21 protein-coding genes are annotated in these 26,632 nt (G+C 45.7%); 13 read left to right on the top strand and 8 right to left on the bottom strand.

Annotated elements, in window-relative coordinates:
• Nucleotides 1-495 precede the first annotated feature (495 nt).
• Nucleotides 496-1,461: a beta-galactosidase small subunit gene (locus FD04_RS02850; RefSeq protein WP_054699540.1), complete on the bottom strand. Its 966-nt coding sequence runs from the start codon at nucleotides 1,459-1,461 to the stop codon at nucleotides 496-498.
• The gene (locus FD04_RS02855) at nucleotides 1,442-3,331 is read right to left on the bottom strand and encodes a glycoside hydrolase family 2 TIM barrel-domain containing protein (RefSeq protein WP_056946832.1); all 1,890 of its coding nucleotides are present in this window, start codon (nucleotides 3,329-3,331) and stop codon (nucleotides 1,442-1,444) included. Before FD04_RS02855 ends, FD04_RS02850 begins: the two co-directional genes overlap by 20 nt.
• A 447-nt stretch (nucleotides 3,332-3,778) precedes the next feature.
• Between FD04_RS02855 and FD04_RS02860 the strand changes: the two genes are divergently transcribed.
• The 3 genes from FD04_RS02860 (at nucleotide 3,779) to FD04_RS02870 (ending at nucleotide 7,358) form a co-directional block, all read left to right on the top strand.
• Nucleotides 3,779-5,410, top strand: coding sequence for a peptide ABC transporter substrate-binding protein (locus tag FD04_RS02860; protein WP_056946834.1), 1,632 nt, complete (start codon nucleotides 3,779-3,781; stop codon nucleotides 5,408-5,410).
• Nucleotides 5,411-5,892: 482 nt separating this feature from the next.
• Nucleotides 5,893-6,315 carry a hypothetical protein gene (locus tag FD04_RS02865; RefSeq protein ID WP_054699538.1) on the top strand — a complete coding sequence of 141 codons (423 nt, stop codon included), beginning with the start codon at nucleotides 5,893-5,895 and terminating at the stop codon, nucleotides 6,313-6,315.
• A 74-nt stretch (nucleotides 6,316-6,389) separates the two neighbouring features.
• A complete protein-coding gene (locus tag FD04_RS02870) occupies nucleotides 6,390-7,358 on the top strand; it encodes a serine hydrolase (protein WP_056946837.1) in 969 nt (322 codons plus the stop codon).
• Nucleotides 7,359-7,430: 72 nt separating this feature from the next.
• On the opposite strand, the gene FD04_RS02875 is transcribed toward FD04_RS02870, so the two are convergent.
• Nucleotides 7,431-8,114 (bottom strand): DUF554 domain-containing protein, encoded by a 684-nt coding sequence (locus FD04_RS02875; RefSeq protein WP_054699537.1) that lies wholly within the window; start codon nucleotides 8,112-8,114, stop codon nucleotides 7,431-7,433.
• Nucleotides 8,115-8,329: 215 nt separating this feature from the next.
• Nucleotides 8,330-9,682 (bottom strand): gluconate:H+ symporter, encoded by a 1,353-nt coding sequence (locus FD04_RS02880; RefSeq protein WP_056946840.1) that lies wholly within the window; start codon nucleotides 9,680-9,682, stop codon nucleotides 8,330-8,332.
• 284 nt (nucleotides 9,683-9,966) lie between these two features.
• Between FD04_RS02880 and FD04_RS02885 the strand changes: the two genes are divergently transcribed.
• Nucleotides 9,967-10,584 (top strand): isochorismatase family protein, encoded by a 618-nt coding sequence (locus FD04_RS02885; protein WP_054699627.1) that lies wholly within the window; start codon nucleotides 9,967-9,969, stop codon nucleotides 10,582-10,584.
• 417 nt (nucleotides 10,585-11,001) lie between these two features.
• On the opposite strand, the gene yjeM is transcribed toward FD04_RS02885, so the two are convergent.
• On the bottom strand, nucleotides 11,002-12,498 hold the full coding sequence (gene yjeM, locus FD04_RS02890) for a glutamate/gamma-aminobutyrate family transporter YjeM (protein ID WP_056946843.1): 1,497 nt from the start codon (nucleotides 12,496-12,498) through the stop codon (nucleotides 11,002-11,004).
• 594 nt (nucleotides 12,499-13,092) lie between these two features.
• Here yjeM and FD04_RS02895 point away from each other — a divergent pair.
• From FD04_RS02895 to FD04_RS02925, 7 genes are all read left to right on the top strand, one after another.
• Nucleotides 13,093-14,082, top strand: coding sequence for a ketopantoate reductase family protein (locus tag FD04_RS02895; protein WP_056946846.1), 990 nt, complete (start codon nucleotides 13,093-13,095; stop codon nucleotides 14,080-14,082).
• A 228-nt stretch (nucleotides 14,083-14,310) separates the two neighbouring features.
• Nucleotides 14,311-15,204 (top strand): NAD(P)H-dependent flavin oxidoreductase, encoded by an 894-nt coding sequence (locus FD04_RS02900; RefSeq protein ID WP_056946850.1) that lies wholly within the window; start codon nucleotides 14,311-14,313, stop codon nucleotides 15,202-15,204.
• 36 nt (nucleotides 15,205-15,240) lie between these two features.
• Nucleotides 15,241-15,651, top strand: coding sequence for a peptide deformylase (locus FD04_RS02905; protein WP_054699535.1), 411 nt, complete (start codon nucleotides 15,241-15,243; stop codon nucleotides 15,649-15,651).
• A 712-nt stretch (nucleotides 15,652-16,363) separates the two neighbouring features.
• On the top strand, nucleotides 16,364-16,831 hold the full coding sequence (locus FD04_RS02910) for an FMN-binding protein (RefSeq protein WP_056946853.1): 468 nt from the start codon (nucleotides 16,364-16,366) through the stop codon (nucleotides 16,829-16,831).
• Between the two features lie 3 nt (nucleotides 16,832-16,834).
• Nucleotides 16,835-17,599, top strand: coding sequence for an FAD:protein FMN transferase (locus FD04_RS02915; RefSeq protein WP_054699532.1), 765 nt, complete (start codon nucleotides 16,835-16,837; stop codon nucleotides 17,597-17,599).
• Nucleotides 17,600-17,611: 12 nt separating this feature from the next.
• Nucleotides 17,612-18,892 (top strand): FAD-binding oxidoreductase, encoded by a 1,281-nt coding sequence (locus tag FD04_RS02920; protein WP_054699530.1) that lies wholly within the window; start codon nucleotides 17,612-17,614, stop codon nucleotides 18,890-18,892.
• Nucleotides 18,893-19,039: 147 nt separating this feature from the next.
• Nucleotides 19,040-19,801: an FAD:protein FMN transferase gene (locus FD04_RS02925; RefSeq protein WP_054699527.1), complete on the top strand. Its 762-nt coding sequence runs from the start codon at nucleotides 19,040-19,042 to the stop codon at nucleotides 19,799-19,801.
• A gap of 79 nt (nucleotides 19,802-19,880) precedes the next feature.
• Here the strand turns inward: FD04_RS02925 and FD04_RS02930 are convergent, their stop codons facing one another.
• The gene (locus FD04_RS02930) at nucleotides 19,881-21,275 is read right to left on the bottom strand and encodes an FAD-binding oxidoreductase (RefSeq protein ID WP_156660389.1); all 1,395 of its coding nucleotides are present in this window, start codon (nucleotides 21,273-21,275) and stop codon (nucleotides 19,881-19,883) included.
• 224 nt (nucleotides 21,276-21,499) lie between these two features.
• Here FD04_RS02930 and FD04_RS02935 point away from each other — a divergent pair, with 224 nt between their 5' ends.
• A complete protein-coding gene (locus FD04_RS02935) occupies nucleotides 21,500-22,636 on the top strand; it encodes an LCP family protein (RefSeq protein ID WP_082603093.1) in 1,137 nt (378 codons plus the stop codon).
• 509 nt (nucleotides 22,637-23,145) lie between these two features.
• Here FD04_RS02935 and FD04_RS02940 read toward each other — a convergent pair.
• Complete coding sequence (locus FD04_RS02940; RefSeq protein ID WP_235805632.1) at nucleotides 23,146-24,561, bottom strand: amino acid permease; 1,416 nt, start codon at nucleotides 24,559-24,561, stop codon at nucleotides 23,146-23,148.
• Between the two features lie 548 nt (nucleotides 24,562-25,109).
• Here FD04_RS02940 and FD04_RS12930 point away from each other — a divergent pair.
• The gene (locus tag FD04_RS12930; protein ID WP_369404585.1) at nucleotides 25,110-25,196 is read left to right on the top strand and encodes a type I toxin-antitoxin system Fst family toxin; all 87 of its coding nucleotides are present in this window, start codon (nucleotides 25,110-25,112) and stop codon (nucleotides 25,194-25,196) included.
• 189 nt (nucleotides 25,197-25,385) lie between these two features.
• On the opposite strand, the gene FD04_RS02945 is transcribed toward FD04_RS12930, so the two are convergent.
• Complete coding sequence (locus FD04_RS02945; protein WP_054699520.1) at nucleotides 25,386-26,315, bottom strand: DMT family transporter; 930 nt, start codon at nucleotides 26,313-26,315, stop codon at nucleotides 25,386-25,388.
• Nucleotides 26,316-26,632: the final 317 nt, after the last annotated feature.

Below are 26,632 nucleotides of genomic sequence, written 5' to 3' on the forward strand. Positions count from 1 at the left end.
CTTCGCGCAAAGAAACACTTATCACTGCAGCGCCCCACCCGCCTAACCTCCGTTCTCGTTACAAAGTGAGTGATCATCGCATAATGTGCCATTTATAAAGAAACACATGCATCGGTTCACTAACATGAAAATGCTCTCGTTTCGTTTCCGGACTGCAAGTTGACCTAATTTTGTAACACCAAACTTTTATTAACAATGTCATCCATCGTCATCATGACATACATGATTAGCCGGAGCACAGTTGCTGGTCTTTTTTGGTGGTGGCAGTGACTAGTCCTCAGTTTGCACTTTAGCGCTTACTGAGACTGGGCGTTTTTGAGATTCGTTGGGCTTTACGAAGCTCAAAAATGAGGTGTAAGACACGTCAGTGGCTGAAACCGGCCCCACAGCCACTGCCAAAAAAGACCAGTAACTGCCGGAGGCGGTACCCACTATTAACAAAAAGCTGACACAAGCACAGCGCTCGTATCAGCATTCAAAAATATCTACATCAATTTACAACACGCCAGCAATCTTAAAGTGAAGCGAATGATCCGCTTCAGCCGAGATGTGATATTGTGGCTCAACATCAGCACCCCAGCTGTCGATTCCACCGACACCACGAACAGCGCCATAAACGGTCAAAACCGTTCGCCGAGCAGCCGGTAATTCTTCAATATGCGTGGCATTTTCGAGTTCCTCAGCCGTATATGGTAGGCAGCTAAACGCAAACGGTTCATCCGCTTGATTCAGGGTCAACTCAAACGGCGTGTTGGCGCGATCTGCGTTATTCAAGGTTCGATTCCGTGTCACGGTGACCTGCTTAGTCGCCATGTGCATCCCGCACTCTTGTGGTACAAGGTACTTGGTTACCGGTAATCCTTCAACGGTATACGTGCCTTCAACACCGCCTGCCATCCGATCTGGATAGGTTTCACCTGACAAGCCATCGTAGGTGAACTCAGTTGCAGGCGTTGGCATGACGAACCGTAACCCGAAGGCAGGCAGCTCTGGCAAACCGCTAGCACCGTGATAATCAGCTACCACGTCAATTTGGCCATCACCTGTAACGGTGTAGGCAACACTTACCGTGGTTGCTGGGACAGTGTTGGTCTCGTAAGTGTAAGTAATCGTCACGTTGTCCGCAAACTCATGGTCGCTGTACTGGTTATTAACCGGTGCAATTGGCAATTCAATTGCGTTACCGTTTACCGCAACTTCGACACCAGTTGTCTTTAAGAACATGTCCGTTCCCAACCAAACAGCAGACTGGGTTGAAAAGCCGTTACCGCGGTCGTTATCGGTCGTTGCACGCCAAAAAGTTGGTTTTGGTGTCCGGAAGAGCCATTCCTTACCGTATTGCACCAGCGACTCCATGCCGCCGCGTTCATAACTAAAGATATAGCCAAAATGATTGCCACGTAGACCTAACGTTGCGTCACCGTAAATAATCTGAACTTGTTTAGTTGATGTGCTTGCCATAGTAGTAGCTCACCTCCTGAAGGGCTGGTTTTGGTGTTCGGTCAGCAAACATCAGACCGTCACCAGAAAATTCATAATCAGAGTGACGATCATCAAAGTCGCCACCATAGCGTAAGACTGGTTGACCGGTGATTTCATCCGGCATCTCGATTGCTTGATCAATGAAATCCCAGATGAAGCCACCCTGATACATTGGGTATTGATCAATCAACGCATCATAAGAAGACATGCCACCAAGTGAATTACCCATATCATGCATGAATTCACAGTTAATAAATGGCTTCTTAGGGTCATTGTCCAAATACTCAGCAATGGCCTTTGGTGGATCATACATCATACTTTCCATGTCAGAGATTTGATCCTCGTAGACTCGGTTGCGGCAAACACCTTCATAGTGGGTCAAGCGCGTGTCGTCGTGTTCCTTGTAAAAAGCATTCATCGCGGCGATGTTGTCACCGGCGTATGATTCGTTCCCGAGTGACCAGAAAAGAATTGCCGTATGGTTTTTGAACGTTTCGTAGTTGCTGCGGGCCCGGTCTAAAACAACCTCGCGCCACTGTGGTAACGAGCCGGGCACGTTGTATGACGGTTCAACGGCGCCCATTTTTTGCCAAGTACCGTGTGACTCCAAGTTATTTTCAGCCATCATGTAAATGCCGGCGTGATCACACATGTAATACCAATCGATCTGATCTGGGTAATGGCAAGTCCGCACAGCGTTAATATTGTTAGCTTTAAACGTTGCTAAGTCAGCCACCATGTCTGCATCGGTGATGGCTCGGCCCGTCTTAGCGTTCCATTCGTGCCGGTTAACACCATTGATGACTAACCGCTTGCCATTTAATAACATGACCTTATCTTTAAGTTCAAAACGGCGGAACCCGAAGTCATACGGAACGACTTCAAGTACGTCGCCATTGCTATCAAGGAGTGTGACCTTGAGGGAATAAAGATATGGATCAACGTGCTGCCACAAGTGAACTTGATCAAAATCTTCACTAATCTTCAACGTATCACTAACTGACTGAGTCGATGTCATGACAACTTTACCGGCTGCATCGCGCACCTCAATTTCAGCGGTACCAGCCGCGTTCTTTTCGCGTTGCAACTGCAAGGTTAAGTTCAGCTTTGCGTTTGTCAATTCAGGCGCAACTTCGCCACGAATGGTCATATCAGCGACGTGGATAGCGGGCTGACCAACTAGGCGAACGCTTCGGAAAATACCAGAGAAGCGGAAGAAGTCTTGATCTTCGATGAAAGCGGCAGTACTACGCTTGAAGACTTCAACAGCCATCAAGTTTTCGCCGTCTTGTAAGTATGGGGTTAAATCGAACTCAGACTGAGAAAAACTGTCCTCAGCGTAACCAACGAATTGGCCGTTAAGCCACAGATACATCGCCTGTTCAACACCATCGAATTGGACAACAACTCGTTTATCGCGAAGTTCCGGATTCAATGTAAAGCGCGTGACGTACGCACCCACCGTGTTATCTTCGCCTTCACTAAACATGCCTTTACCGGTATCGTCCGGATTCAAAGCATAAGCTGGGCGGCGGAAGAGCTTGCCTTCCCACGGGTAAGTGGTGTTGATGTACTTAATCTGACCATACCCTGCCAGTTCAATGTGGCCAGGTACCTTAATTGTGTCAAAGTCGCTATAGTCAAAGTCTGGGTCGTAAAACCCAACTGGTCGCTCACCGGGGTTCTTAGCGAACTTAAACTGCCAAGTACCGTCCAGCGACTGCGTCAGTTTACTTTGATGCGCCTTTAAATCAGCATCACCTTGATAGATACGGTGATCACTGTGGGCTGGTAATTGATTGACCCGAAAAACTTGTGGGTCATCTAACCAACTAATTTCTGGTGTCATACTGGAAACCTCCCATAAAATTATCACGCTTTGAATAAAGCGCTTACAAACACATCATAAATGATTTTCAGTAAAGATAACACCCATTTAGTAAAATTTTTAAATTTTTCATGAAAATGAGAACTCAATGAGGTCAAAATGCATAATGAATAAATAATCTTGGTAAAATGAATATTCACATCAATAAGGCCGTTAAATCAGCATTTGGTAAATTTTTATTTAAAAAGTTCTTAACATTTTCTCATTTTGTGCTAATCTATATGTAATGTTAGTTTATATGACATCAATTGGGTTTTGGGTTATGTTGCTGTAACGTGTTCAATCAGGCAGTCCTTGGCCGTGTAAGCAATCGATTCGTCTGACCAAGTCCCGGTCATCCAAATCGGTTGCTTACACTCTGGGGACTAACCGCCTGATGGAACACTTCTAAAATTGGAGGGAATCTGTATGAGAATGAACCGTTTACTGGCGATTAGTGTCAGTGCTGCTAGCGTAGCGTTATTGTTGGGCGCCTGTTCTTCGAAAAGTAGTTCTAGTACCAAGCAAGACATTACCATGCCGTCGACACAAGAGTTAAGTACCATCGACTTATCTAAGTCAACTGCCTTGGATACCTTTAACACGCTGAACAACACCAATGAAGGTCTTTATCGGTTGGGTAAAAATAGTAAAGCAGAACCTGGTATCGCCAAGAGTGAATCTGTCTCAAAAGATGAATTGACCTACACGTATACGTTACGAAATAACGCCAAGTGGAGCAACGGCGACCCCGTAACCGCCCAAGATTTCGTTTACTCTTGGAAACGGACCGTTAACCCCAAAACCGGTTCACAGTACAGCTACCTCTTTAGTGGTGTGAAAAACGCTGATGCTATCTCTAGTAACAAAAAATCTGTGAATACACTGGGTATCAAAGCCCTTGGTAAATACAAATTACAAGTTACCCTCGAAAAGAAGATTCCCTACTTCAAGTTATTACTCGGTTTCCCAGTCTTCTTCCCGCAAGATCAAAAAGTGGTCAACAAATATGGCAGTAACTACGGGACGAGAAGCAGTCGGATGGTCTACAACGGACCATTTAAGTTAACTGGCTGGAACGGGACCGGGACCACCTGGACCTTGAAGAAAAATAACAACTATTGGGACAAGAAAAACGTCAAACTTAACCAAATTAAGTACCAAGTGGTCAAGGATAACAGTACGGCCCTCAACCAATACAACCAAAAGAAACTGACTGGGGTCGCCCTCTCTGGTGCGCAAGCTAAGAACGTGAAGGGGCAGTCAGATTACGAATCATTGATGACCAGTTCTTGTTACTACTTGTCGCTGAACCAAAAAATGAAACTCTTTAAAAACCAGAAAATTCGTGAAGCCTTCTCCATGGCTATCAACCGAAAAGTGTTGGTTAATAAAGTGCTCGACGATGGTTCAATTGCGACCGGTAGCTTCGTTTCCAAGGGTTTAGCCACCAACCCTAAGACTGGTAAGGACTTCACTGAAGATGCCAGCTACCCAGCAAGTGACAGCTACAACCCAACGAAGGCTAAGCAGCTCTGGCAAGCAGGTTTGAAAGAACTTGGTATGAGTGGTAAGTCAATTGATTTAACATTGTTAGCTGGTGATGATGATTCGACTAAGGAAGTCACCCAGTACTTACAAAGCAGCCTCGAAAAACACTTACCAGGTCTGAAGGTCACAAACAACAACTTACCATCTGCTAACGTTTTGGCTAAGCAATCTTCACACAGTTTCCAGATCACCCTTTCTGACTGGTTCGCCGATTTCTCCGATCCAATCACCTTCTTAAACATCCTAACGACTGGTAACACCAGTAACCAATCACAGTGGTCAAATGCGACTTACGACAAGTTGATCAAAGCTAGTTCGACTACCGATGCCAATGATCCAGAAGCCCGTTGGCAAGATATGGTCAAAGCCCAAAACATCTTGTTAAAAGATGCCGGGATCGCACCACTTTACCAATCAGCTTCACCTTGGTTGATGAACCAGAAGCTGAAAGGCTTAATCTATAACACTGCCGGCGCTAACTATAACTTTAAGTCGGCTTATATGAAATAAGAGTGAGACAAAAATCGTTTAACGCCCAGAATGTAAGTAAAACCGCCGGATATTGTGTTTTTGAATATCCGGCGGTTTTACTTACATGGCCGGGCGTTGACTTTTATCGCAGGTTTAGTCATGGTGGCAGTACCGAATTTAATCTTCAATAGATTAAAGTTATCAACTGCCGCCTCCGACCGCCGGTGTTGGTTGGGGGGTGATTGCAGTGAGACCAGCTTCAGCCACCAACACCGTCAGCGCTCCGGTTAACCTAATGTCCGAATGCCACACCCCAAATAATCCACAAGTGAAATGACTAGGACCACAATCTCGGTTGGATCCTAGTCATTTCGTTTATTTCAAAAAATCTGAAAGTACTCAACACAGTATTTGATACTCTCACGAATATGCAAACTGCTTCAACCACCCACGAAATTTATTAATCATCCATTTGACGTAGTATAATGTACACATCATTCAACTATAAAGGAGTTACCGCTATGCCTTACCTTTGGCCCCTCGTTCTCACCATTTTTGCAAACATGATTTATCAACTCTCCGCCAGAAACGTCTCTAGCGGAATTGATCCGTTCTTTTCACTCATCATCACCTATGGCGTTGCGCTGGTGGGGTCTTTACTGATGTACCTGCTTAGTGGCAATCATCAGTCACTCGCTGTCAACTTGCACCAAATCAACTGGGCCTCAATCACCATGGGGCTCGCCATCATCTTCGTAGAATTCGGCTACATGCTTTCCTACAAGTCCGGCGCACCGATTGGCACCACTGCCATCACAGTTAACGCCACCATGACGTTACTACTCATTCCAATTGGCCTGATTTTCCTACAAGAAGGCTTTACGTTGCGTAACGCGCTAGGCTTTGTATTAGCAGTGGCCGCGCTTTATTTATTGAACAGTTAGGCCATTTTCAACCCCTGTGGCGCTCAATATCAGGTATAATGTGGTCATTACGAGATAGAGAAGAAGGGTAACCATTGAAAGCATTCTTTGACGAACTACCACGCGAACTCCAACAACGACTCAAAGTCATTGGCGTTTTAGCAGTCATTTTAGTCGTCATGCTGGGGGTCATGCACCACGTTTTAATGACCAAAATCACCGTAGATGCCACCAGCGCCGACCAGGCCGCCTCACCACGCCAAGTACATACGGCTCAAACGCAGATCAAACAACGGCTGCAACGTTACGTCAATCAAGTAACCGCCGACAAAACGGCCAGCGTCTACTTCTACAACTTAGGTCCAAAATCTGGTAGTCATGCTGCCAAATCCGCCAGTGGTGCTTTCTACAAGTCTGGTAATCTGGCTGTGAGTGCTCGTGCACACGTCCCCACCATCTCGGCTAGTACCTATAAGCTCTTCATGGCTGGCTACCTCTTCTCACTCGAAAAATCCGGCAACTTTGCCTGGAATACCACCACTAGAGACGGCTTCAAACGGATGATTGTTAACAGCGATAATGATTTTGCTGAAAATGAACTGGATACGTTTGGCTTAGTCGGCATCAACCAATTCATCCAAAACCACGGTGGTTATAGCCCAACCTTTATCCAAGGCCAAACATCAATTACCACTGCGGCCAGCTTGGGCATCTTCTTACGTGACCTGGCAAACGCTAAGTCGCCCTTTGATCAAACACAGGACCGCCAGTACCTGCTGACACTCATGCAACAACAGGTCTATCGCACCGGTATACCAGCTGGCGCATCAGCTGCCAAGGCCGGCACAACCGTTCAAGACAAAGTTGGCTTTTACGCAGACACCAACAACGACGCTGGTATCGTGACGTTACCGAATGGCCAGCAGTACGTCTTAGTGATCATGACGGACGGCCATCAGCAATCCGGACTGAGTGGCTTCCCACGAATCGCCACGATTACCGAAAACATTCAAAAGATTGCTTATGGCAAGCAGACGACTGCCAAGGTTAAGGCTTTGTATTAATAAGTTAACTAAAACATTAAAAGCGGTACCTTTCTGTAAAATGAAAGGTACCACTTTTTTCAGACATTTCTACTAAAACACCGCATAAAACAAAATCGGCAAGAACGGCGCCACAATCAGATTGGCCACCTTAATGTTCGTCAATTTCAACATGTTGAGACCAATCACGAGGATCAACAGTGAGCCGACACAGGTCATTTCATTAATCACCGTTTGGGTGAAGAGCGGCGCAACCCACTTTGCGAGAAGTGTCAAGATGGCTTCATAGCCAATCACTGGGACGGCGGCAAAAATCACCCCGATACCCAATGTCGTCGCTAACACTAGGATAAAGATCCCGTCGATCATTGATTTCGTATATAGAATCGAATTGTTACCAGCCATGCCACTCTGCAGTGAACCGACGATGGCCATGGCCCCAACACAGACGAAGAGTGATCCGGTAACGAAGCCCTCGGATATCGAACTTTCGCTACCCGTATTCAGTCGACGTGCCAGCCAGTCGCCCATTCGGTTAAACTGGCGGTCAAAATCAATCAATTCGCCGATGATGGCCCCAATCACGAGTGACAGTACCACGTACACCGTGTTATTGCCTTTCAGCGACCCACTGATCCCAACGTACATCACGCAGATACCTAGGCTCTGCATGACCAAGGTCTTGATCCGTTCCGGGATTCCCCGTTTAAACACCAGGCCGATGCCGCCACCTAGCGCTACGGCCAGACCATTTGCGATTGCACCGAATAACATCATGATAATTGCTCCTTATGTATGAAAAAATAATGAATATGTATATTGTTTTATCATAATTGGTTCGAGTTTAGATTGCAAGTGGCCGACCAAGTTGCCAGTCATGACCTGCTTGTTCTAATTAATTTCCCCACGTTAAAAAGAACCACATCACCGATTAAATGATGTGGTTCTTTTGTATGGGTCTAATTCTGTACCCACGGATAAACTTTTAAGTGTTAATGAACCACTGCGTTCAAAATCAGAACACAGATCAGTCCCACGACCGACAGCACCGTTTCCAGCACTGTCCAGATTGCCAGCGTTTGCTTGACTGTCAAGTCGAAGTATTCTTGGAACATCCAAAAACCAGCATCGTTCACGTGAGAGGCAGCCACTGAACCAGCACCAATGGCCAACACCATCATCGCTGGATCAGCATGTGACGCAATCATCAACGGTGTCACTAACCCGGCAGCGGTCATACTTGCAACGGCAGCTGAGCCTAAGGCAATTCGGAGCACGACAGCGATTAACCAACCCAGGATAAGTGGTGACAAGTTAACACCGGAAACTAAGTGTTGAATGGCATTACCGACACCACCATCGAGTAAGACCTGCTTGAAGGCTGAGCCCCCACTGATGATCATGAGGAGCATCGCAATCGACTTGATGGATTCAGTCAACGCGTCACCAATTTGTTTCATACTACGGTGTTGGTGAATCCCCATTGACCACACAGCAAACAGCAGTGAGATCAGCATGGCAACCACTGGGCTACCGATCATTGACATGTAGGCGTTCACCCCATGCCGCGCCGCTTTACCAGTATCACCTGCAATCAGCTGATAGATGGTAGCCGCACCCATAAAAATCACTGGGAACAGCGAGGTTAGAATTGAAATACCGAACTTAGGTGTTTTTTCTAACTTAAACGACTTGATTTCGCCAAATGCCGGTAGCTCTTTCTTATAACCAAAGGCATCAGGTGCGTACTTTTGCGCCAACTTGGTAAACACAGGACCCGCAACGATCACCGTTGGAATAGCCACGATGATACCATACAACAACACGGTCCCAATGTTAGCACTCAAGGCTGTTGCCACGGCGGTTGGTGCCGGTTGTGGTGGTAAAAATGCCTGAGTCGTGGATAGTGCGGCCACCATTGGCAAGCCAAGGTACAGGAATGGCACACCGGCCTCCAAAGCAATTGAGAACACAATTGGTGTTAAGAGTACTAAGCCCACTTCAAAGAACATTGACATCCCAATGATGAAGGATGCCACGACAATCGCCAACTGAAGTCGTTTCTTCCCGAACACGCCAATCAGCGTCTGCGAGATTCGATAAGAGCCACCTGCTTCTGATACTAGACGACCAATCATGGCCCCGAAGCCGAAGACAATGGCTAATTCGCCCATCGAGTTACCGATCCCTTTGGTAATGGTATCAGCAATGTCGTATGGATTCATACCCAACCCTAAGGCGACCAAGACCGCCGTCAGAATCAAGGAAATGAACGTGTTTAACTTCACACGAATAATCAGGAACAACAGCAGTGCGATCCCTAATAATAGAACAACAAATTGCAAAGTAACTTCCTCTTTTCTCTCTTATGCGTTATAGCGAAAAAAGTATAACAGAGCAATTGTAAAGATATTTAACACAAAGGACAAGCGTTTTCGTAAATTATTTTCACAAAAATCGTTTGAATTGGTAATTTATTTCATGAAAACGATATCATTTATCTTGAGTATCAAAATGCTTTCGGAAAAACGCAACGATTGGACCACTTTGTTTCAAATAAGTCAAAGCGCTTTCATTTAGTTTTCCGACTCGTTATACTGTGCGCACTTGGAGGAAAGGAATGATTCATATGACAAGCTATGCACCCCGTGATCCACAAACCGACCGACTCTTATCACCTGACAACAGTGTGTTTGTTCTCATCGATTATCAACCGATTCAGATTCAATCCATCGAATCGATGAACCGGTTCCAGCTGGTTCAAAACATCGTAGCCACCACGAAACTCATGGTCGACTTTCACGTACCCATTATTTTATCCACGGTCAACGTTGCGACTGGACGCAATAAGGACACGATTGCGCCGCTCAAAGACTTGCTCGGCGATACACCATCCTATGATCGAACGACCATTAATGCTTGGGAAGACCGTGAATTCAACGAAGCACTGCAAGCAACTGGTCGCCACAACCTGATCATGACCGCGCTGTGGACGGAAGCCTGCCTGACCTTCCCCGCAATTGACGCGCTTGCTGAAGGCTACGATGTCTATCCAGTTGTTGATGCCATCGGCGGGACCAGCGTTGACGCTCACGAAGCTGCTTTACGTCGGGTTGAACAAGCCGGTGCACGACCAACCTCGTTTACGCAATTAGCCTGTGAATTTCAGCGAGATTGGAACCGGACTGATACGGTCAAATCGTTTTTCGACGATTTGAGTTCCGCTGGGAAGTTTTTGGAATTGTAAATTGTTTGTGTGATCACCTGCTGAATCTGCCACTTCACTGCGGACTAACCGCCTGGAGCCAATTGCTGTGGGACCAGCTTCAGCCAGGAAAACTGCCTGGCTTACGCTTCGCTTCTGAGCCTCACAAACCGAGTCTCAGAAACGTCCAGACCTTCTAACCGCCAAGGCGCTAAGAAGGTCTTTTCACTGCAATTAGCTCCAGGCGGTTAGTCCTTCGTTACGTTACAATGTGCAATCAGCTAAAGTACCAATCAGTGCTGTTACGCTCATGGAAAATATCCAAATACGAAGTGGGACGATTGCCTAGAAACCGGCAATCGTCCCACTTCAAAAACCTATAATCCCTTATACGACAAAAAAGTGCCACCGCCAATATAAAGCGATGGCACTTCTTGCTGTTGAACAGTAGACCCTAATTTAATTCTGTTGATGACGCTGACCTCGCGTCTGATACGCTAAGAACGCCCACGCCACTGCGCCGAAGAACACCGGTCCAATGATCGTCCAGAAGGCAGTTGAATAATCGTGCGTCATAATTGGGTAAGCCGCGGTAAAGATAATCCCGCCGCCAATCACAATCAAAACTAAGGCAACCACGACATTGGTCCAGACTCGGTTAGTGTAGACTTCAAACGGTCGTTCAAGGTCTGTCCGCCGTTTAAAGAATGGGAAAGCCACAATTAAGAACAAGTATGGGAAGGAGGTTGAGATATTCCCCATATTGGTCAAGATGGTGTAGAACTTAGCAGCTGTGTTACCACCGAAGGCGACCAAGAAAATCATCACAGCCACGATGGCCGCTTGCGTCCACATTGCGAACGCCGGCATGTCGTGGTCGTTTAGCTGGGTCATCTTCTTGGGCCAAAAGTCCGGGTTGGAACCCATAATAAATGACTTGAGTGGTGAATAAATCAACACAAAGAATGAACCCATATACGCGATAAACATACTCAAACCAGCAAACCGGGCAAACAGTGTGCCAAGCATAGTTGCAGTTCCTGCTGACAAGTGGAGGCTCTGTCCAAGCACAACCCCTAAATTATTCATCAGCACGTAAGTAATGTTGCCTAAGTTCACTTGGTTGCCACCTAAAACGTGTTGCCAGTTAGTGCTGATCCCCCACAGAAAGATTGATAATGAGTAGGCAATCGTTATCACGACGGTCGCAATAATCAAGCCACGAGGAAAAGTTCGCTCCGGTTTATCCATACTATCGGTGACACCGCCAAGCGATTCGGCACCAGCGTAGGCAAACACGGCGTAAACCACAAATGAGATGAACGCCATGGGTGATTGAAACTCACTGTTCGGTGAGTTCACAAAGCTTGATAGACCATGAATCGGTTCAGCCAGTTGCCCGCCGTTGGCAATCAACACCGTGAAACTTGCGAGCACAAAAATAACGGTCAGCAAGCTGACGAAAATTCCGCCAATCGACGAAATTTTGGCAATGGCATCAATGCCGTGGACCGCAAACCACGTTACCGCCAAGATCCAAAGTATCCCTAATATCCCAATCACTTGAGTAGAACCTAGCCCAAGTATGTGCCAGCTTGGTGTACTGTCGTGGCCGGAAATCAACGTGGCTAACGGAATCCAAATCTTAGATGCTGTTGACATCATCCAGATGATCCAAGATGATAGCCAAATGAACGTACCAATAAACGCCCAACGCTCACCAATTGCGCCAGCCATCCAGGAATAAATCCCACCATGGGCATCCTTGAACGCTGAGCCATACTCAGCAAACATGAGTGAACTTGGTAACAGAAATAATAATGCCGCCAAGATGTACCAAACAATACTAGCGTAACCCATTTGATCAAAAGCCACGGTGGTGTTTGCAAATCCATATATCGTGGTAAATATCATCAAAATTAAGTTAACCAGTGTAATTTTTTTCTTCTTCGCCATATCCCTACCTCAATTGGTTATACAATAAGTGCAACATTATATAGAATACTTTAAGAGTAAAACGTTTTGTATAATCATTCAATATTTATGAGTGATAATTAATAATCTTAGGTCCTTGCCATGAATCGCGTTGGCCAGTTAACACGTTAAATGTGAACAAGATAGCATTTAAACTGTTAATAGAAAATGAATAATATGCAATCTTATACATTATGAAATCAGCCTAAAATAAATGGCAATTAAATTAAAAATATATTTGACAGCTCACATTTTTGTGCTAGAATGAGGACAACTTGATAAGCAATAGCGTTAATGAGGACCAAGTTGATGCCCCTCAGCGAGTTCGGGTCGGTGAAAGCGAACAACTGCATCAACAAATCACCTCTAAGCTCTTTTGATGAACGGTGACTAGTAATCAAAAGCGGAGTCATCCTCCGATATCAACCTGGGTCTGTGATGGCAGATCGTAAGCTCTAACCGGCGACGGCTGGAGAACATAAAGGTGGTAACGCATACGTGCCCTTTAGATCAGAGATGGTCTGAAGGGCTTTTTTGCTTTCAAATTAAAATCTATTTGAAAAGGAAGTACATATTATGAAATTTACAGTTGTTGGCGCAGGCGCCATGGGATTACGTTACGGTGTTTTACTACAGGATGCAGGTAATGAAGTTGATTTTGTTGATGGTTGGGAACCAAACGTTGAAAAAATGCGTGAACAAGGTGGCGTTTATGTATCACGTGACCACGAAGACAAGCACCTCGTTAACGTAAACGTGTACTACCCTGAGGAATATAAGGGTGACCCTGATTGCTACATCTTCTTCCTAAAGCAAATGCAACTGACCGACATGTTGAAGCGTTGCGAACACTTCTTCAAGCCAAATCAATATGCCTTCACCTGCATGAATGGGATGGGCCACGTTGAAAAACTGTTGAAGTATTTCAAGCCTGAAAAATTGGTTGCCGGTACTGCCCTAGTTGCCACCGTTCTTAACGGCCCTGGCGATGTGGACTTCATCGGTAAGCGTGGTGCCGGTTCCATGAACCTTGCCAATTACACTGAAAAACCAGACGACTTCACCCATGCACTCGTTGCAGAACTTGAAAAAGCCCAGTTCAACCCGAACCTGACCACGAACTTCCGCGGAACTTTGATGGCCAAGGTGGTCTTCAATTCCGTGGTCAACACGCTTTGCACGATGTTTGAAGTCACCATGGGCGAATACGCCGATTACGAAGGCGCTGACGAAATGAGTCGGCAATTGATCGACGAAGCCTACGATGTCTGTGAACGCGATGGCGTAAAAATGATCAACACCCGTCAAGAAGAACTCGACAGTGTTAACTACGTTTCTAAAGTCGCTAATCCGCTACATTACCCTTCAATGTATCAAGATATGCATAACTACCGCCCAACTGAAGTTGATTACATCAACGGTTACTTAGTCAAACTTGGGCAAAAGCATAACTATAACGCGAAGACCCACGCCTTTTTGACCCACGAAGTGCACTTGGCTGAACGTGGGAAGCAGCGTGAACTCAAACGGATGCAAGCTTCAGAGAAACAAGCCCAAACCGCTTAATCACAGCATCAGTTTATACCAATCAAAAAAGACAACCTTTCACTGGTTGTCTTTTTGTTTGCATACATCTCACGCAAAGTGAACTATTTTGCGTTTAATTAACAATTCAGTTACACAAAATTGCCGATGATCTGAAACGGCCTGGCCTGATTTCATAGCCATAATCGTTGTTCTCCCCGTCGTAATGGTGCACACTAGTATGAAAGTATGCTTTTGAAGGAGGCTACTATGCTACTATCTGATTTACTTTCGATTAAGTATCCCATCATTCAAGGCTCAATGGCCGGCATCTCACGCGCACCGCTTGTCAGTGCCGTCAGTGAAGCAGGCGGACTTGGCGTCTTAACGACCGTTGGGTTAACCGCTGAGACATTACGATCACAGTTGGCGGCGGTCCGCGCTGCCACGACAAAGCCCTTTGGCGTTAATCTCATGCTACAACAAACTAACATCGCGGATTTAATCCCCGTGCTACGTGGCGAGCCAGTTCCGGTGGTCTTCACCGGTGCCGGCAATCCGGCAAGCTTCATGCCCGACCTCCTTGCCGTTGGTACAAAAGTGATTCCGGTGATTCCTAACGTCAAAATTGCTGTCAAGATGATGAATTTGGGCGCGACAGCGGTCGTTGCGGAAGGCATGGAGTCCGGTGGTCATATTGGTACCGAAACGACACTATCCTTGGTCCCCCAGGTGGTAGCTGCCATTCCAATCCCAGTTATCGCTGCCGGTGGGATTGCCACCAGTGCTGGTATCAACGCTGCTTTTGCCCTAGGTGCTTGCGGCGTGCAAGCTGGTACAGCCTTCTTAGTGGCTGAAGAAACCCCTATTTCACCAAAATACAAACAGTTAGTTATTGATGCCACTGATACTAGCACCGTGGTCACTGGTCAAGGCGCCAATCGAGTTCGCAGCTTGAAAACCCCACTCACGACTGAACTGCTGACCACCACGGACGAAACGACCTTTACGCAACTAGCCACTGGTTCGCTTGATCGAGCCATTGCTGGTGACGTCGACCATGGTAGTTTCATGGCTGGGCAAATTGCGGGTGCGATCAACCGAATTTTACCCGCCGGCGAAATTATCACAAACCTTTGGCGCGGCGTCACAAAACCGGTATAATGGACGGATGATTAAGTATGAAGGAGTACGTTTAACATGATTAAAACAATCAACCACTCTGTGGCCTTTTTACAAAAGAAGGCCACTAAAGCCACACCAATGGATAGTGCCGTAGTCACAGACTTGATGGACACTTTAAAGGCTAATACACAACGTTGCGTCGGTATGGCTGCCAATATGATTGGTGTCAACAAGCGCATCATCGTGGTCCAAATGGGCATGCTTTCGGTTCCGATGATCAACCCTGAAATCGTGAAACAAAGTGGTGCTTACGAAGCCAAGGAAGGCTGCCTGTCACTTGAAGGCCAACGAAAAGCCACCCGTTATCAAGAAATTGAAGTGAAGTACCAAGATCAAAATTTTAAGGCTCATACCCAAAAGTTCAGTGATTTTACAGCACAGATTATTCAGCATGAGATTGACCATACAAATGGTGTTTTGATTTAAGACTGTCATTACTAACAACTTTATTAAGGCCATGGATGAACGATAAATCGTTTATCCATGGCCTTTTCTAATTGTGTCTATTACTGCCACTACCACTTCAGGTAACGCCCTGTTTCAGTTGCTGTGGGACCAGCTTCAGCCACGAAATGCACGTGTCTTCCGCTTCGCGTGTGAGCCTTCATAGTCCGAAGTCTCACACGCGTCCAGTACGAGTAAGCGCTAAAGCGCTAACTCGTACTTGTCACTGCAACCGAAACAGGGCGTTACCTTCCGTTCTCGTTACAATGTTTTATCGTTCATACCGGTTCGTTCAGAAAATAGCTTTACACTTCATTAATTACAATCGGTTCAACAGAAACTTTAAAACAGTCGAATTATACCCAGTACATCAGCCGTAGTGCCAGAAGTCAGTTTGTTTGGTGGGTAGCAGTGACTAGTGCCACTTGGCGCGTAGCGCTTAGTGGCACTGGACGTTTCTGAGACTCGTGAGTTTCGAGGCTCAGAAACGAGACGGAAAACGCGCAGCGGTTGAAGTCAGTCCCACAGCAACCCACCAAACAAACTAACTGGCGGCCGAAGGCGACATCAAGCACAAATTGGCACGTGAACCTTTAGAAAGAATTAATCTAGAAATCTTCTAATTTAAGGTAGAATTAAGCTGAATTTCTATACTTAGATAACATAAACAAAAAACAAAAGGAGTTGTGCTTACATGAAAAAATTTATTGCATCCGTCGTTTCTTTAATCGTCGTCATCGCCCTTGCCATCGATGGCTACTTTTTGTTCTTTAAGCAAAAAGTGACCGGATCAACCTCGCAGGCGGACAGTGCATCTAACACGGCAACCAGTAGTAGTACCACCTCGTCATCATCTTCAAGTTCGAACGCCTCTGGCAAATACAAGGATGGCACCTACACTGGTAAGGCAACCGCCACACAATGGGGGGACGTTCAGGTCCAAGCCGTCATCAAAAACGGTAAGTTGACTACAGTTAACGTGCTTGAATACCCCAATGATAACGGTCACGATAAGCAAATCAATGCACAAGCTTTACCCGTCTATAAATCCGAAGCAGTCAAAGCACAAAGTTCTAAAATTAGTCTAGTATCAGGTGCAAGTGAAACTTACAAGGGCTTCACCGGATCACTACAAAATGCTCTCACGAAAGCGGAGGTGTAGCCTATGCCAACTAAACAATACCAACTTAAAACCACCACTGTTGAAGCCATGACCATGCCCTTCACCATTCAAGCCGTATTAGTCGATCATGACGAAACAACAGCAGAAAATTTAACCAAAGCAATTTCACGCACCCATGCCTTCCTACAACAAATTGACCGTGACTTTTCGCCTTTCAAAGCTAATTCACTGGTCACGCTTTATCAGCACGGCGGGTTAAAACCAACACAATTCACGGAACAATTCCAAGAAGTTTACGGTCTTGCTACTTTGGCGACCGAATTAACCAACGGCGCCTTTTCTGCTCATTACAACGGTCACTATGACCCCACTGGCTTAGTAAAAGGCTGGGCCATTCAGCGAGCCTTTGAAAAGTATTTAAAACCATTACTTGAACTTGACCGAATTGAAGCCATCGCGCTAAATGGCGCGGGTGATATTCAAATGGGCGTGGCCGATGGCAGTGACTATCAGTGGCATGTAGGCATCGAAGACCCCGCTGATCCGCAACAGTTACTACAAGAAATTACCATTCAAACCGGGGCCATGGCTACTTCGGGATTCAGCAAACGTGGTCAACACATTAAACTATCGACCGACACACCAAGTATCGTGCAGGCAACCATCATTGCTAGTGAGCTGATTGAAGCTGACATTATGGCAACAACGGCGATTGCAATGGGCTTAACCAAGTTCCAGGAATTCACCGAATCGGTCGAAGTTCACGGACTACTAGTTGATCAAAACGCAAATCAAATCGCGATATAGGGGGCAAACGAGATGTTAAAACGATTCCCATATCTTCAAGGCTTAGTCTGGGCCGTCATCTTATTCGTTCTACCACTGCCGTTGATTCAGACGTTAGCAGTCGGCCTCCCCGTAATTTACAGCAGTGAAGCGCTGGCCATCCAAGTTGGTTCAATTGCCTACGTTTGGTTTCTTGCCGCCATCTACCTGGCCACCCGTCCGAAATGGCTTGACCGCTTGATTGGGCTGCCAAGTATCTACTTTATTCATGGTATGTTGAGCCTATTTGCCATCGTGCTTGCTTATCTCCATAAATCCGGCACGACCTCAAACGGCCTCATTAAGCTCACCGGTGATTGGGCCTTTGACTTGTTGATTGGCCTCATGATCTACTCGCTTGTCTTTATGGCGGGGTGGCTGACGAGCCGCGTGCCAATTTTGAAATGGTTGAAACACCAGTTAGAGCGTCTGTTCCGTCACGAACTTTCATTGTGGTTGCACCGACTCAACCTGGTTGCAACCGTGCTGGTCTTCATCCACGTCCAGCTGATCAGCTATATTACGGCAATCACACCCTATATGTTCTTATTCAACGCCTATTCTGCTATCGTCCTCATCGCCTATATTTATAGTAAGGTCCAAAACGCTACGTTACTCTCACCAGCTAAGTTAGTTGCTAAACGAGAACTTGCACCCAATTTTTACGAGTTTACCTTACAACTTCGCCATCCAAGTCGCACTCAAATTTTGCCAGGTGACTACGTCTTCATTAATTTTCCAACTCAAGACCACCTTCGTGAATTACATCCGTTCTCGGTGGTCAATCATGTTCAGTCGGACGGCCAACTCATTTTGGCGATTCGCGGTGACGGTGACTTCACCCGCCTAGTACAAGATTTACGTCTGGGTACAAAAGCCACGATTGACGCTAGTTACGGTCGGTTTAACACGATGATCAACGAGCACAACGCGGACGAGCTGGTCCTAGTTGCTGGCGGCAGCGGCGTGGTGCCCATGCTTTCATTGATTGATGCTTATCCTGACAAAACCATTACGCTTTACTATTCCGCCCACCGCAAAGATGATTTGATTTACGCCGAAAAGCTACAACAATTAGCCAACACCCGCCCAAATTTCACCCTTAAAATGCAGGCGGGTCGATTCGAGGTCAACAACGAAGTCAATCAATTGCCTGAATACCAAACGCTGTACCTATTATCCGGTCCAGCTCAAATGGGCTTCACCTGGCGTCATGCACTACAACGTCACCACGTCAGTCCAGATCAAATTTACTACGAAGAATTTAGTTGGTAACCGGCTTTACCATTTCTTAACCAATTTCGTTGCCGCTTTTAAGTTAGCGTTAAGCTCAAGTCAGTAAATTATAGTTATTGAATCACAGAGAGGATTCAATCTTATAAACGACTAAAACCCTGAACCGCTTAAACGGAGGTAACGATTATGATTAAAACTAACACGATTAAAACTTATAACTTAACTGCCATGGCCCTCCCCTTTGTCCTAACCTTCGTCTTGTCACCAGAACAATTGGAACAGACACCCGACTTAAACGCCGTGACTGATCAAGTTCACGCCTACCTCGACCAGATTGACCAGGACTTTTCGACCTTTAAACCAACGTCACTAGTCAGTCGCTACCAACGTGGCGAACTTGCTGAAAATGAATTCACTGAACAGTTTAAGGACATCATGACTTACACCACTCGTGCAGAAGACATGACTGATGGTGCCTTCAATCCTTACTTTGCTGGTAAATACGACCCAACTGGGATGGTCAAAGGCTGGGCTATCGAACACGCCTTTGAAGCCTACCTCGAACCGTTACTTCGAACAGAACAGGTCACCGCAGTCGTTCTCAACGGTGCCGGTGACATGAAAGTTGGCGTCATGGAAAGTAGTGACTTCGAATGGAATATCGGTATCGCTGATCCAACCGATAACACCAAAATGATTTATCAGCTCGACATTCAAAATGGTGCGATTGCCACTTCGGGCATGGGCGACGATGGTCAACACATCCAACCCCTTGGCCTTGAAAGTAGCTTAAAGCAGGCCACGATTATCTCAGATAGCTTAATTGATGCTGACATTCTTGCTGTTGCGGCTGTTGCAATGGGCCGTGACCGGTTTATCGCTTACGCCGATGAATACGACGCTAACGGGCTACTGGTTGATGATCAGTTGGCTGAGATTGAACTTTAAACTTAATGGTTTAATCATAAAAACGGCGTCATCCGCTTGGATGACGCCGTTTTTTGTTGAATATTATTTTGGGGATTTTTTAGTTAATCTTACGCCCTGGATTTAACAACCCCATTGGGTCAAACAGCGCTTTGATTTGATGTTGAATCTGATCGACGTCTTCACCAAGTTCTTCGTTGTTCCACTGGTTCTTCAACGTCCCAACCGCGTGTTCACCAGAAATCGTACCGCCAAGTTCAAGGGTTTTGTGGAACATCAACTGCAATGCTTCAACCACCGCCTGTGGCGTTTCCGTCTGTTCCTTTGGCCAAACAATCGTTGGGTGAACATTCCCGTCACCAGCGTGCCCAGCTACGTAAATCTTGAGTTGCTTCTTCTCACCTAGGTCGTGAATGTAGTCCATCATTGGTGCCAGCTTTGATAATGGCATGGCCATATCTTCCATGATGTGGTTTTGACCAGCAAAGACTGCTGGTAACATATCGCGACGCAATTTTTCCAATTCAGCTTGCCGGTCCGGATCAGTTGTCACCGTTGCATTAGCGGCACCATGAGCAGCCATTAAGGCCTTTAACTTATCAACGACCTCAGGAATACTGTTATCGACCTTAAAAATCAACATGGCGCCGCTATTATCACTGTAATGCGTCCCTTCATAAGCATCCAAGGCCGCAATCGTGGCACTATCTAATGCCTCAAGCATCGTGGGGTAAACACCAGAGATTCGAATTTCCGCAACAGCTTCAGCCAATTTGGTCATATTATCGAAGAAGGCAACGCCCATGGTTGGTTTCCCAATTGGAATCGGCATTAACTTGACCGTGACTTCTGTGACGACACCAAGCGTGCCTTCAGAGCCGACAAACAGCTGCGTCAAGTTATAGCCAAAGGCCTGTTTCAATGTGCGGCCCCCAAGTTTGATTTCACGCCCATCTGCTAAAACGACCTTTAAACCTAGGACATTATCCTTGGTTGCACCGTATTTGACCGTACTCATGCCACCCGCATTAGTTGCAACGTTGCCACCAATTCCTGAGATTGGCTTTGAGCCAGGATCTGGCGCGTAAAACATGCCTTGCTCCCGGGCAGCCTTATCCAAATCACCGTTGATGACACCAGGTTCAACCACCGCAACGGAATCGGCACGGCTAATTTCTTTGATTTGATTCATCTGCTTCGTCGAAAGGACAAAGCTACCAGCAACACCATCCGCTCCAGCAACGGTACTCGTGAACTGATCTTGTGGAATCACTGGCACGTGAAACTTCCGTGCCGCTCGCATAACGCCCTGCACATCAGCGGTCGATTGCGCTTCAATATAAGCAAGGGCCAAACCACTATCATCGCTGCTTAAACGTGGACTAAACGACTGCTTTTTTAACGTCGCTTCATCCGTATATACGGTACCATTCGAAACCTGTTGCTTTAAATAATCAATCATTTCTGTTTGACTGAACGCACTAAAAACTGTCAAAAGACCAAGTCCCTTCAAGTTATTTTTCACAAGTTAGTATAGTCCCGCCATCCTGAAAATAATAATATTTCAACTTCAAAATCATCACAAATTACTTAATATTTGTTAAAACGGCTAGGTATTATGCTACAAAAGAGTTACCCTTAAGGCTCGTTTAAGTTCAGCATGATTAACTTAACAACAATGAAATTATAACTAAATTACGTCTACTAAAGGAGCCACGCATGCAGAATCAATTTCCCCGACACTCGAAACCTAAACGGCATTTTCGTCTTCGCGTTTTTCTCGCTTGGGTGTTTTTTACTTTAATTACCGTGGGCAGTGCGAGCGCTGCTTATGTTTACTACCAAGCCAAGTCCAGTATTGATAAAACTTACTCGGCTGCACAAGGCGCCAAAACCGCGAAAGTCTCAAGTACAAAGCCAATTAGCATTTTACTGATGGGAACTGATACCGGTGCGCTTGGCCGAACGTATAAGGGTCGTACCGACACCATGATCGTCGTCACCATCAACCCTAAAACTAATAAGACCACCATGGTCAGCATCCCACGTGATACGCTCGCAAAAATTTCTGCGACGAGCAGTAACAGCTCAAGCACGCAAAAAATCAACGCAGCATATACCGTTGGTGGTGCAACGACAGCCATGAAGACTGTCGAAAGCTTGCTCAACATTCCAATTAATTATTACGTTACCATCAACATGGGCGGTCTGGAAAAAGTGGTCAATGCCATCGGTGGTATTGATGTGAACGTACCATTTTCTTGGAGCGATTCTCACACCCACATGTCCTTTAAGAAAGGTAAAGCGCATTTAAACGGTAAACAAGCCTTAGCTTTCGCCCGGATGCGTTATGAAGATCCGAATGGGGACTATGGTCGTCAAAAACGGCAACAACAAGTCATCCAGCAAATCGTCAAAAAGGTGACCAAGTCCGGTAACGTTTCAATGTACCGTAAACTCTTGAGCCTACTCTCTAATAACATGAAGACCAACCTGTCGTTCAGTGACATGGTGAGTTTGGCTGAAAATGATAAGTCTGCCACTAAGTCTGTTAAAAAATACACGTTACAGGGTGTCGGCGCGTACATCAACGAAGAATCTTACCAAGTGCCAACCACGAAGGAGCTCCAAAAGATGTCAAACACTCTTCGTAAATCACTTGGCTTATCCAGCGAAACTTTAAGCAACTACAATACTTCAGAAAACAAGCTGAATACTGCTAATGGATTTGACTGGTCTGGTGACAATCCTGACTATACCCTTTACGATAGTACTTCGACGACGAGTGATAGCACGAGTGATACCGGTACGACTACCGCTGGTGGCGGTACTGCTACTATGCAGCCTGGCTACTAATTTTTAGATATTGGTTATGCTACTAAAGCTGTTGTCGCTCAGCCTTCGGCCAGCGGTGATTGGGGACCTGAAGTGGGGACCGGGTCGAGCCAAGGTCTCGCCCCTCGCATTTGAGCCTCACCCAGAACCGTTGTGAGTCTCAAACGTCGTCCCGTGATACCAGGAAAACCACCTGATATCACCGCCACCACAGGTCCCCAACCACCGCTGACACTACGGCTTTACATGGTGTCAAAATGGTGGTTACACTGATCTGCTTACCACTCAATGACGACGCGTATACTGACTCTTTAGAGATTTAAACAACTTTTAGGACAAAAATAGTCATAACGATCGACCACTTAAGGTCATGTCGTTATGACTATTTTTTCGTCTTTAATAATTTACGTTCAACCACGGTTAAGGATTTACACTGTAAATAACAATTCAGACAATTTACCACATCTGTTGTCCGTTAATACTATCTCAGTCGGAAGTCTCAGCTAACCCATTTAACTAGTGAGAACCCATTATTTTTCAGTATGCAATTGACTGTGCCAAACACCATAACTAGCGTAAAGAATCACACCAAGCGCAAACCAGACAAGTGAAACGATCCAAGTATCGAGTGGTAACTGAACCAGCATCCAAATACACAGGCCCGCAGAAATGATTGGTAAAACAGGATAGAACGGCACCTTGAACCCGGTATTTTCGATATCTTTACGTTTACGCAGTGGTAAGACACCCAGTGACATCATCGTGAAGGCAATTAGTGTTCCGATATTAACTAATTCAGTTAGTCGATCCAGTGAAACCAGACCACCCATGATTGCAATCACAATAGTAACGGCAGCCAAACTATGGCTCGGCACTTGATGCTTCATATTAATCTTACCCAGTTTTTTTGGAAGCAACCCGTCACGACCGATTGAGTAAATCAACCGTGATGAACTATAAATCATAGAGAGCATCATGGTGAACATCCCGGCTAAGGCCCCGACGGAGATCACACCGGCCACCCAGTTCTGATTCACAATTTGTAACGCATATGACACTGGTGCGGCAACGTTTAACTTGGTGTAAGACACCATCCCGGTGAGTACGGCGGCTACTGCCATATAAAGTAATGTACAAATAATTAGCGTGCCGATAATCCCAATTGGCATATTTCGCTTAGGATTCTTCACTTCAGCAGCGGACGCTGACACGCAATCAAAACCAAGATAGGCATAGAAGACAAGTGACGCACCACGCATGATACCGTGTGAACCATATGGTGCAAATGGTGTCCAATTACCTGGTTTAACGTAGAACAGGCCGACCACAACAAAGAGTAAAATAATCACAATTTTAGCAATCACAATAATGTTGTTGATTCGCGTCGAGGTCTTGACCCCTTGCGTCAATAACAAGCTAATTGCAAGGACAATCAACACAGCAAAAATATTAATGTAGGTACCATGTGCCGGATCAAAGCTCCCGGTAATGGCCTTGGGAACGTTAATGCCAAAACCCTTCAAGAATGAAATGAGATAAGCTGACCACCCGGTTGATACGGCAGCCACTGACAACATATACTCCAAAATCAATGCCCATCCGATAACCCAACCAACAAATTCGCCGAAGACAATGTTGCCGTATGAGTATGCACTACCCGCAACTGGCAGCGCACTGGAAAATTCAGCGTAACACATTGCTGCCGTCGCACAAACTAAGGCGGCCAAGACGAAGGAAATAATGATGCCAGGGCCACTATAAAGTGCTGCCACGGTGCCTGGTAAAATAAAGATCCCAGTCCCAATCACGGTTCCCACACCCAGTAGTAACAGGTCCTTAGCGTTCATAGACTTCTCTAATAAACTATCCTTATCAAGATATCGATCAAGTGATTCTTTTTTGGTTAAACGGCCGACAAGCCGGTTGACCATTGTGGTTGATTGCATTGTAATTCCTCCCATAAATTGACTGTCAGGTGACACTCAGTGGTAAGCGAGCCATAAAAAAACACCAGGGACCAAATTGTCCGCTGGTGTTTTAACCAGCCAGACAGCCCAAGCATCTCGCCTAGCTGTCTGACCAATGAGTGATAAGTGCCATGCTAATAGCAACTTCTCTAACTTACCGGTTGATAGCCAGGCTGGTTAAAGAAGAAGAAAAATCGCTGTGAAATTGAAATTAGACGATCTAGCATGTTCAGCACCCTTTCGTTAGTTAATGACCACAGTATACCGAAACAATGAGAAAGTTGTCAAGGCTCTAATTTAATTCTAAAAATACGTGGCGTTTTTCAAATTAGTTCATATGCGAAATAAACTTTATAATATCAACGCTCAATAATATGCACCAAACGAATTTTTGATACAGTGCTACGATAGCGTCACTTCTCTTCTTAAATTCTAACTTGTCTCATGCATTCGAACCCGATACGCTATGACTGTCGCCCGACTTTCAACATGTAATTTTGATTACTGCGAAGGGAGGTGCTGACCTCATGCCTTTCATTTTGACAGTGGTTGCTGGTATTCTTTCCGGTATTGTTGTGGCGCTCTTTGCCAACTGGTTGAACCGGAGAAAATAAGCTAACCGGGCGACAAAAATCAACCAGATGTTTTATTAGCACACAGAAAAGGGACGCCCGGCATGGCGTCCCTTTTCTGTGTGCTAACCACATGACTTTCATTTGAATTCATTTTACCAAGCTATTTAAATAAGTCAAGCAATTCGTTGAACGCATCCATCAATACGCGATGGACATCCGGTTTAAATCTTAAAACTGTTCTTGACGCCTCATCTCATTTAGCTTTCGTCCTCGTTGCAACAAATAAATGGCAACAACTACTAGAACCGAACCAGCAACTTCAACCATGCTAATTGAGAGGTGCAAGAATAGCACGCTTAAGATAAACGTCATCACAGGCTGGGCAGCATCCACAATGCTAATCACATCAGATGGTGCGTAATTGGCACTGAACAAGAGCAAACAAAACGGCATGATAGTGCCGACAATGATCACCGTTGCCATCGACATGATCAACGTACTGGTGATATGAGGTGGGTTAACCCAAATTGGCTGGTGTAGGTTAAATAACACACCGGCAATTAACGTTCCCCAGCCTAAAATCAAGATTGGCGATTCGCCTGCTTCCACCACGGGTCGAGGCAAAACAACGTAGAAGGCTGCGGTAATACCGGACCCCACGCCCCACAAGAGCGCGTTCATTGGAATGGCAAGTTCGGAAACATTACCCTTGGTGATGGCTAAAAACACACCAAGTGCGGAAACAACGAAAGCTATGAGATCACTTCGCAACGGTATTTGACGTTTAAATACTAACCCGCCAATGACAATAAATAGTGGACTTAAATACTGCAGAATCGTTGCGGAAGCCGCATTACCAGTTTGGACTGACATATAAAAGGTCAATAAATTGGCACCAAGGCCAAAAATAGCGTAGGCAATCAACCAGCCTGCCAATCGCCACGACTTGAAAACACCCCAGATTCGACCGCGGGTCATGACACCTCCAATGAGGAGCAAAACAACCCCTGCACCTAACGTTCTGGCAGACAAGAACCAAGCCGCTGGTATGTTTTGATTCTGTGAAATGAACTGTAAGACAGTCCCTGAAATCCCCCACATGGCACTGGCAATCAACGCCAGCATGATCCCCTTAGTAACGTGATTTGATTTAGTCATGCTTAACTCCCTGTCTTAAAAAATTGATTCTTTTCAGAATACTAAATCATACTGAAAACTACGTGGGAATTATTGGAAAAGATTTCTCATTTTTTATTTAATTAGAAGAGGTTTGGAAAAAGTCTATATTGGTAGGTATCGAATTAATTTCTTAACTCGAAGTGAGTAAAAAATTTCACTTTAACTCAAGACTATTATCTAGTCTAAACGTGCGCAAAAACTCAGGTCCCGGCCATATAACAAGACCGGCCCGTAGATTCTAAAACCAGGAATCCACGGGCCGGTCTTGTTATATTCTGGGACCTAAACGAGTTTTT

The sequence above is a fragment of the Secundilactobacillus odoratitofui DSM 19909 = JCM 15043 genome (genome assembly GCF_001434895.1).
In the GTDB taxonomy this organism is placed as follows: domain Bacteria; phylum Bacillota; class Bacilli; order Lactobacillales; family Lactobacillaceae; genus Secundilactobacillus; species Secundilactobacillus odoratitofui.

Excerpts from the sequence above, each read along its gene's own strand:
- FD04_RS02850 (WP_054699540.1), bottom strand. The coding sequence starts at position 1,461 with ATGGCAAGCACATCAACTAAACAAGTTCAGATTATTTACGGTGACGCA.
- FD04_RS02855 (WP_056946832.1), bottom strand. The coding sequence starts at position 3,331 with ATGACACCAGAAATTAGTTGGTTAGATGACCCACAAGTTTTTCGGGTC.
- FD04_RS02860 (WP_056946834.1), top strand. The coding sequence starts at position 3,779 with ATGAGAATGAACCGTTTACTGGCGATTAGTGTCAGTGCTGCTAGCGTA.
- FD04_RS02865 (WP_054699538.1), top strand. The coding sequence starts at position 5,893 with ATGCCTTACCTTTGGCCCCTCGTTCTCACCATTTTTGCAAACATGATT.
- FD04_RS02875 (WP_054699537.1), bottom strand. The coding sequence starts at position 8,114 with ATGATGTTATTCGGTGCAATCGCAAATGGTCTGGCCGTAGCGCTAGGT.
- FD04_RS02885 (WP_054699627.1), top strand. The coding sequence starts at position 9,967 with ATGACAAGCTATGCACCCCGTGATCCACAAACCGACCGACTCTTATCA.
- yjeM (WP_056946843.1), bottom strand. The coding sequence starts at position 12,498 with ATGGCGAAGAAGAAAAAAATTACACTGGTTAACTTAATTTTGATGATA.
- FD04_RS02895 (WP_056946846.1), top strand. The coding sequence starts at position 13,093 with ATGAAATTTACAGTTGTTGGCGCAGGCGCCATGGGATTACGTTACGGT.
- FD04_RS02900 (WP_056946850.1), top strand. The coding sequence starts at position 14,311 with ATGCTACTATCTGATTTACTTTCGATTAAGTATCCCATCATTCAAGGC.
- FD04_RS02905 (WP_054699535.1), top strand. The coding sequence starts at position 15,241 with ATGATTAAAACAATCAACCACTCTGTGGCCTTTTTACAAAAGAAGGCC.
- FD04_RS02910 (WP_056946853.1), top strand. The coding sequence starts at position 16,364 with ATGAAAAAATTTATTGCATCCGTCGTTTCTTTAATCGTCGTCATCGCC.
- FD04_RS02915 (WP_054699532.1), top strand. The coding sequence starts at position 16,835 with ATGCCAACTAAACAATACCAACTTAAAACCACCACTGTTGAAGCCATG.
- FD04_RS02920 (WP_054699530.1), top strand. The coding sequence starts at position 17,612 with ATGTTAAAACGATTCCCATATCTTCAAGGCTTAGTCTGGGCCGTCATC.
- FD04_RS02925 (WP_054699527.1), top strand. The coding sequence starts at position 19,040 with ATGATTAAAACTAACACGATTAAAACTTATAACTTAACTGCCATGGCC.
- FD04_RS02935 (WP_082603093.1), top strand. The coding sequence starts at position 21,500 with ATGCAGAATCAATTTCCCCGACACTCGAAACCTAAACGGCATTTTCGT.
- FD04_RS02940 (WP_235805632.1), bottom strand. The coding sequence starts at position 24,561 with ATGCAATCAACCACAATGGTCAACCGGCTTGTCGGCCGTTTAACCAAA.
- FD04_RS12930 (WP_369404585.1), top strand. The coding sequence starts at position 25,110 with ATGCCTTTCATTTTGACAGTGGTTGCTGGTATTCTTTCCGGTATTGTT.
- FD04_RS02945 (WP_054699520.1), bottom strand. The coding sequence starts at position 26,315 with ATGACTAAATCAAATCACGTTACTAAGGGGATCATGCTGGCGTTGATT.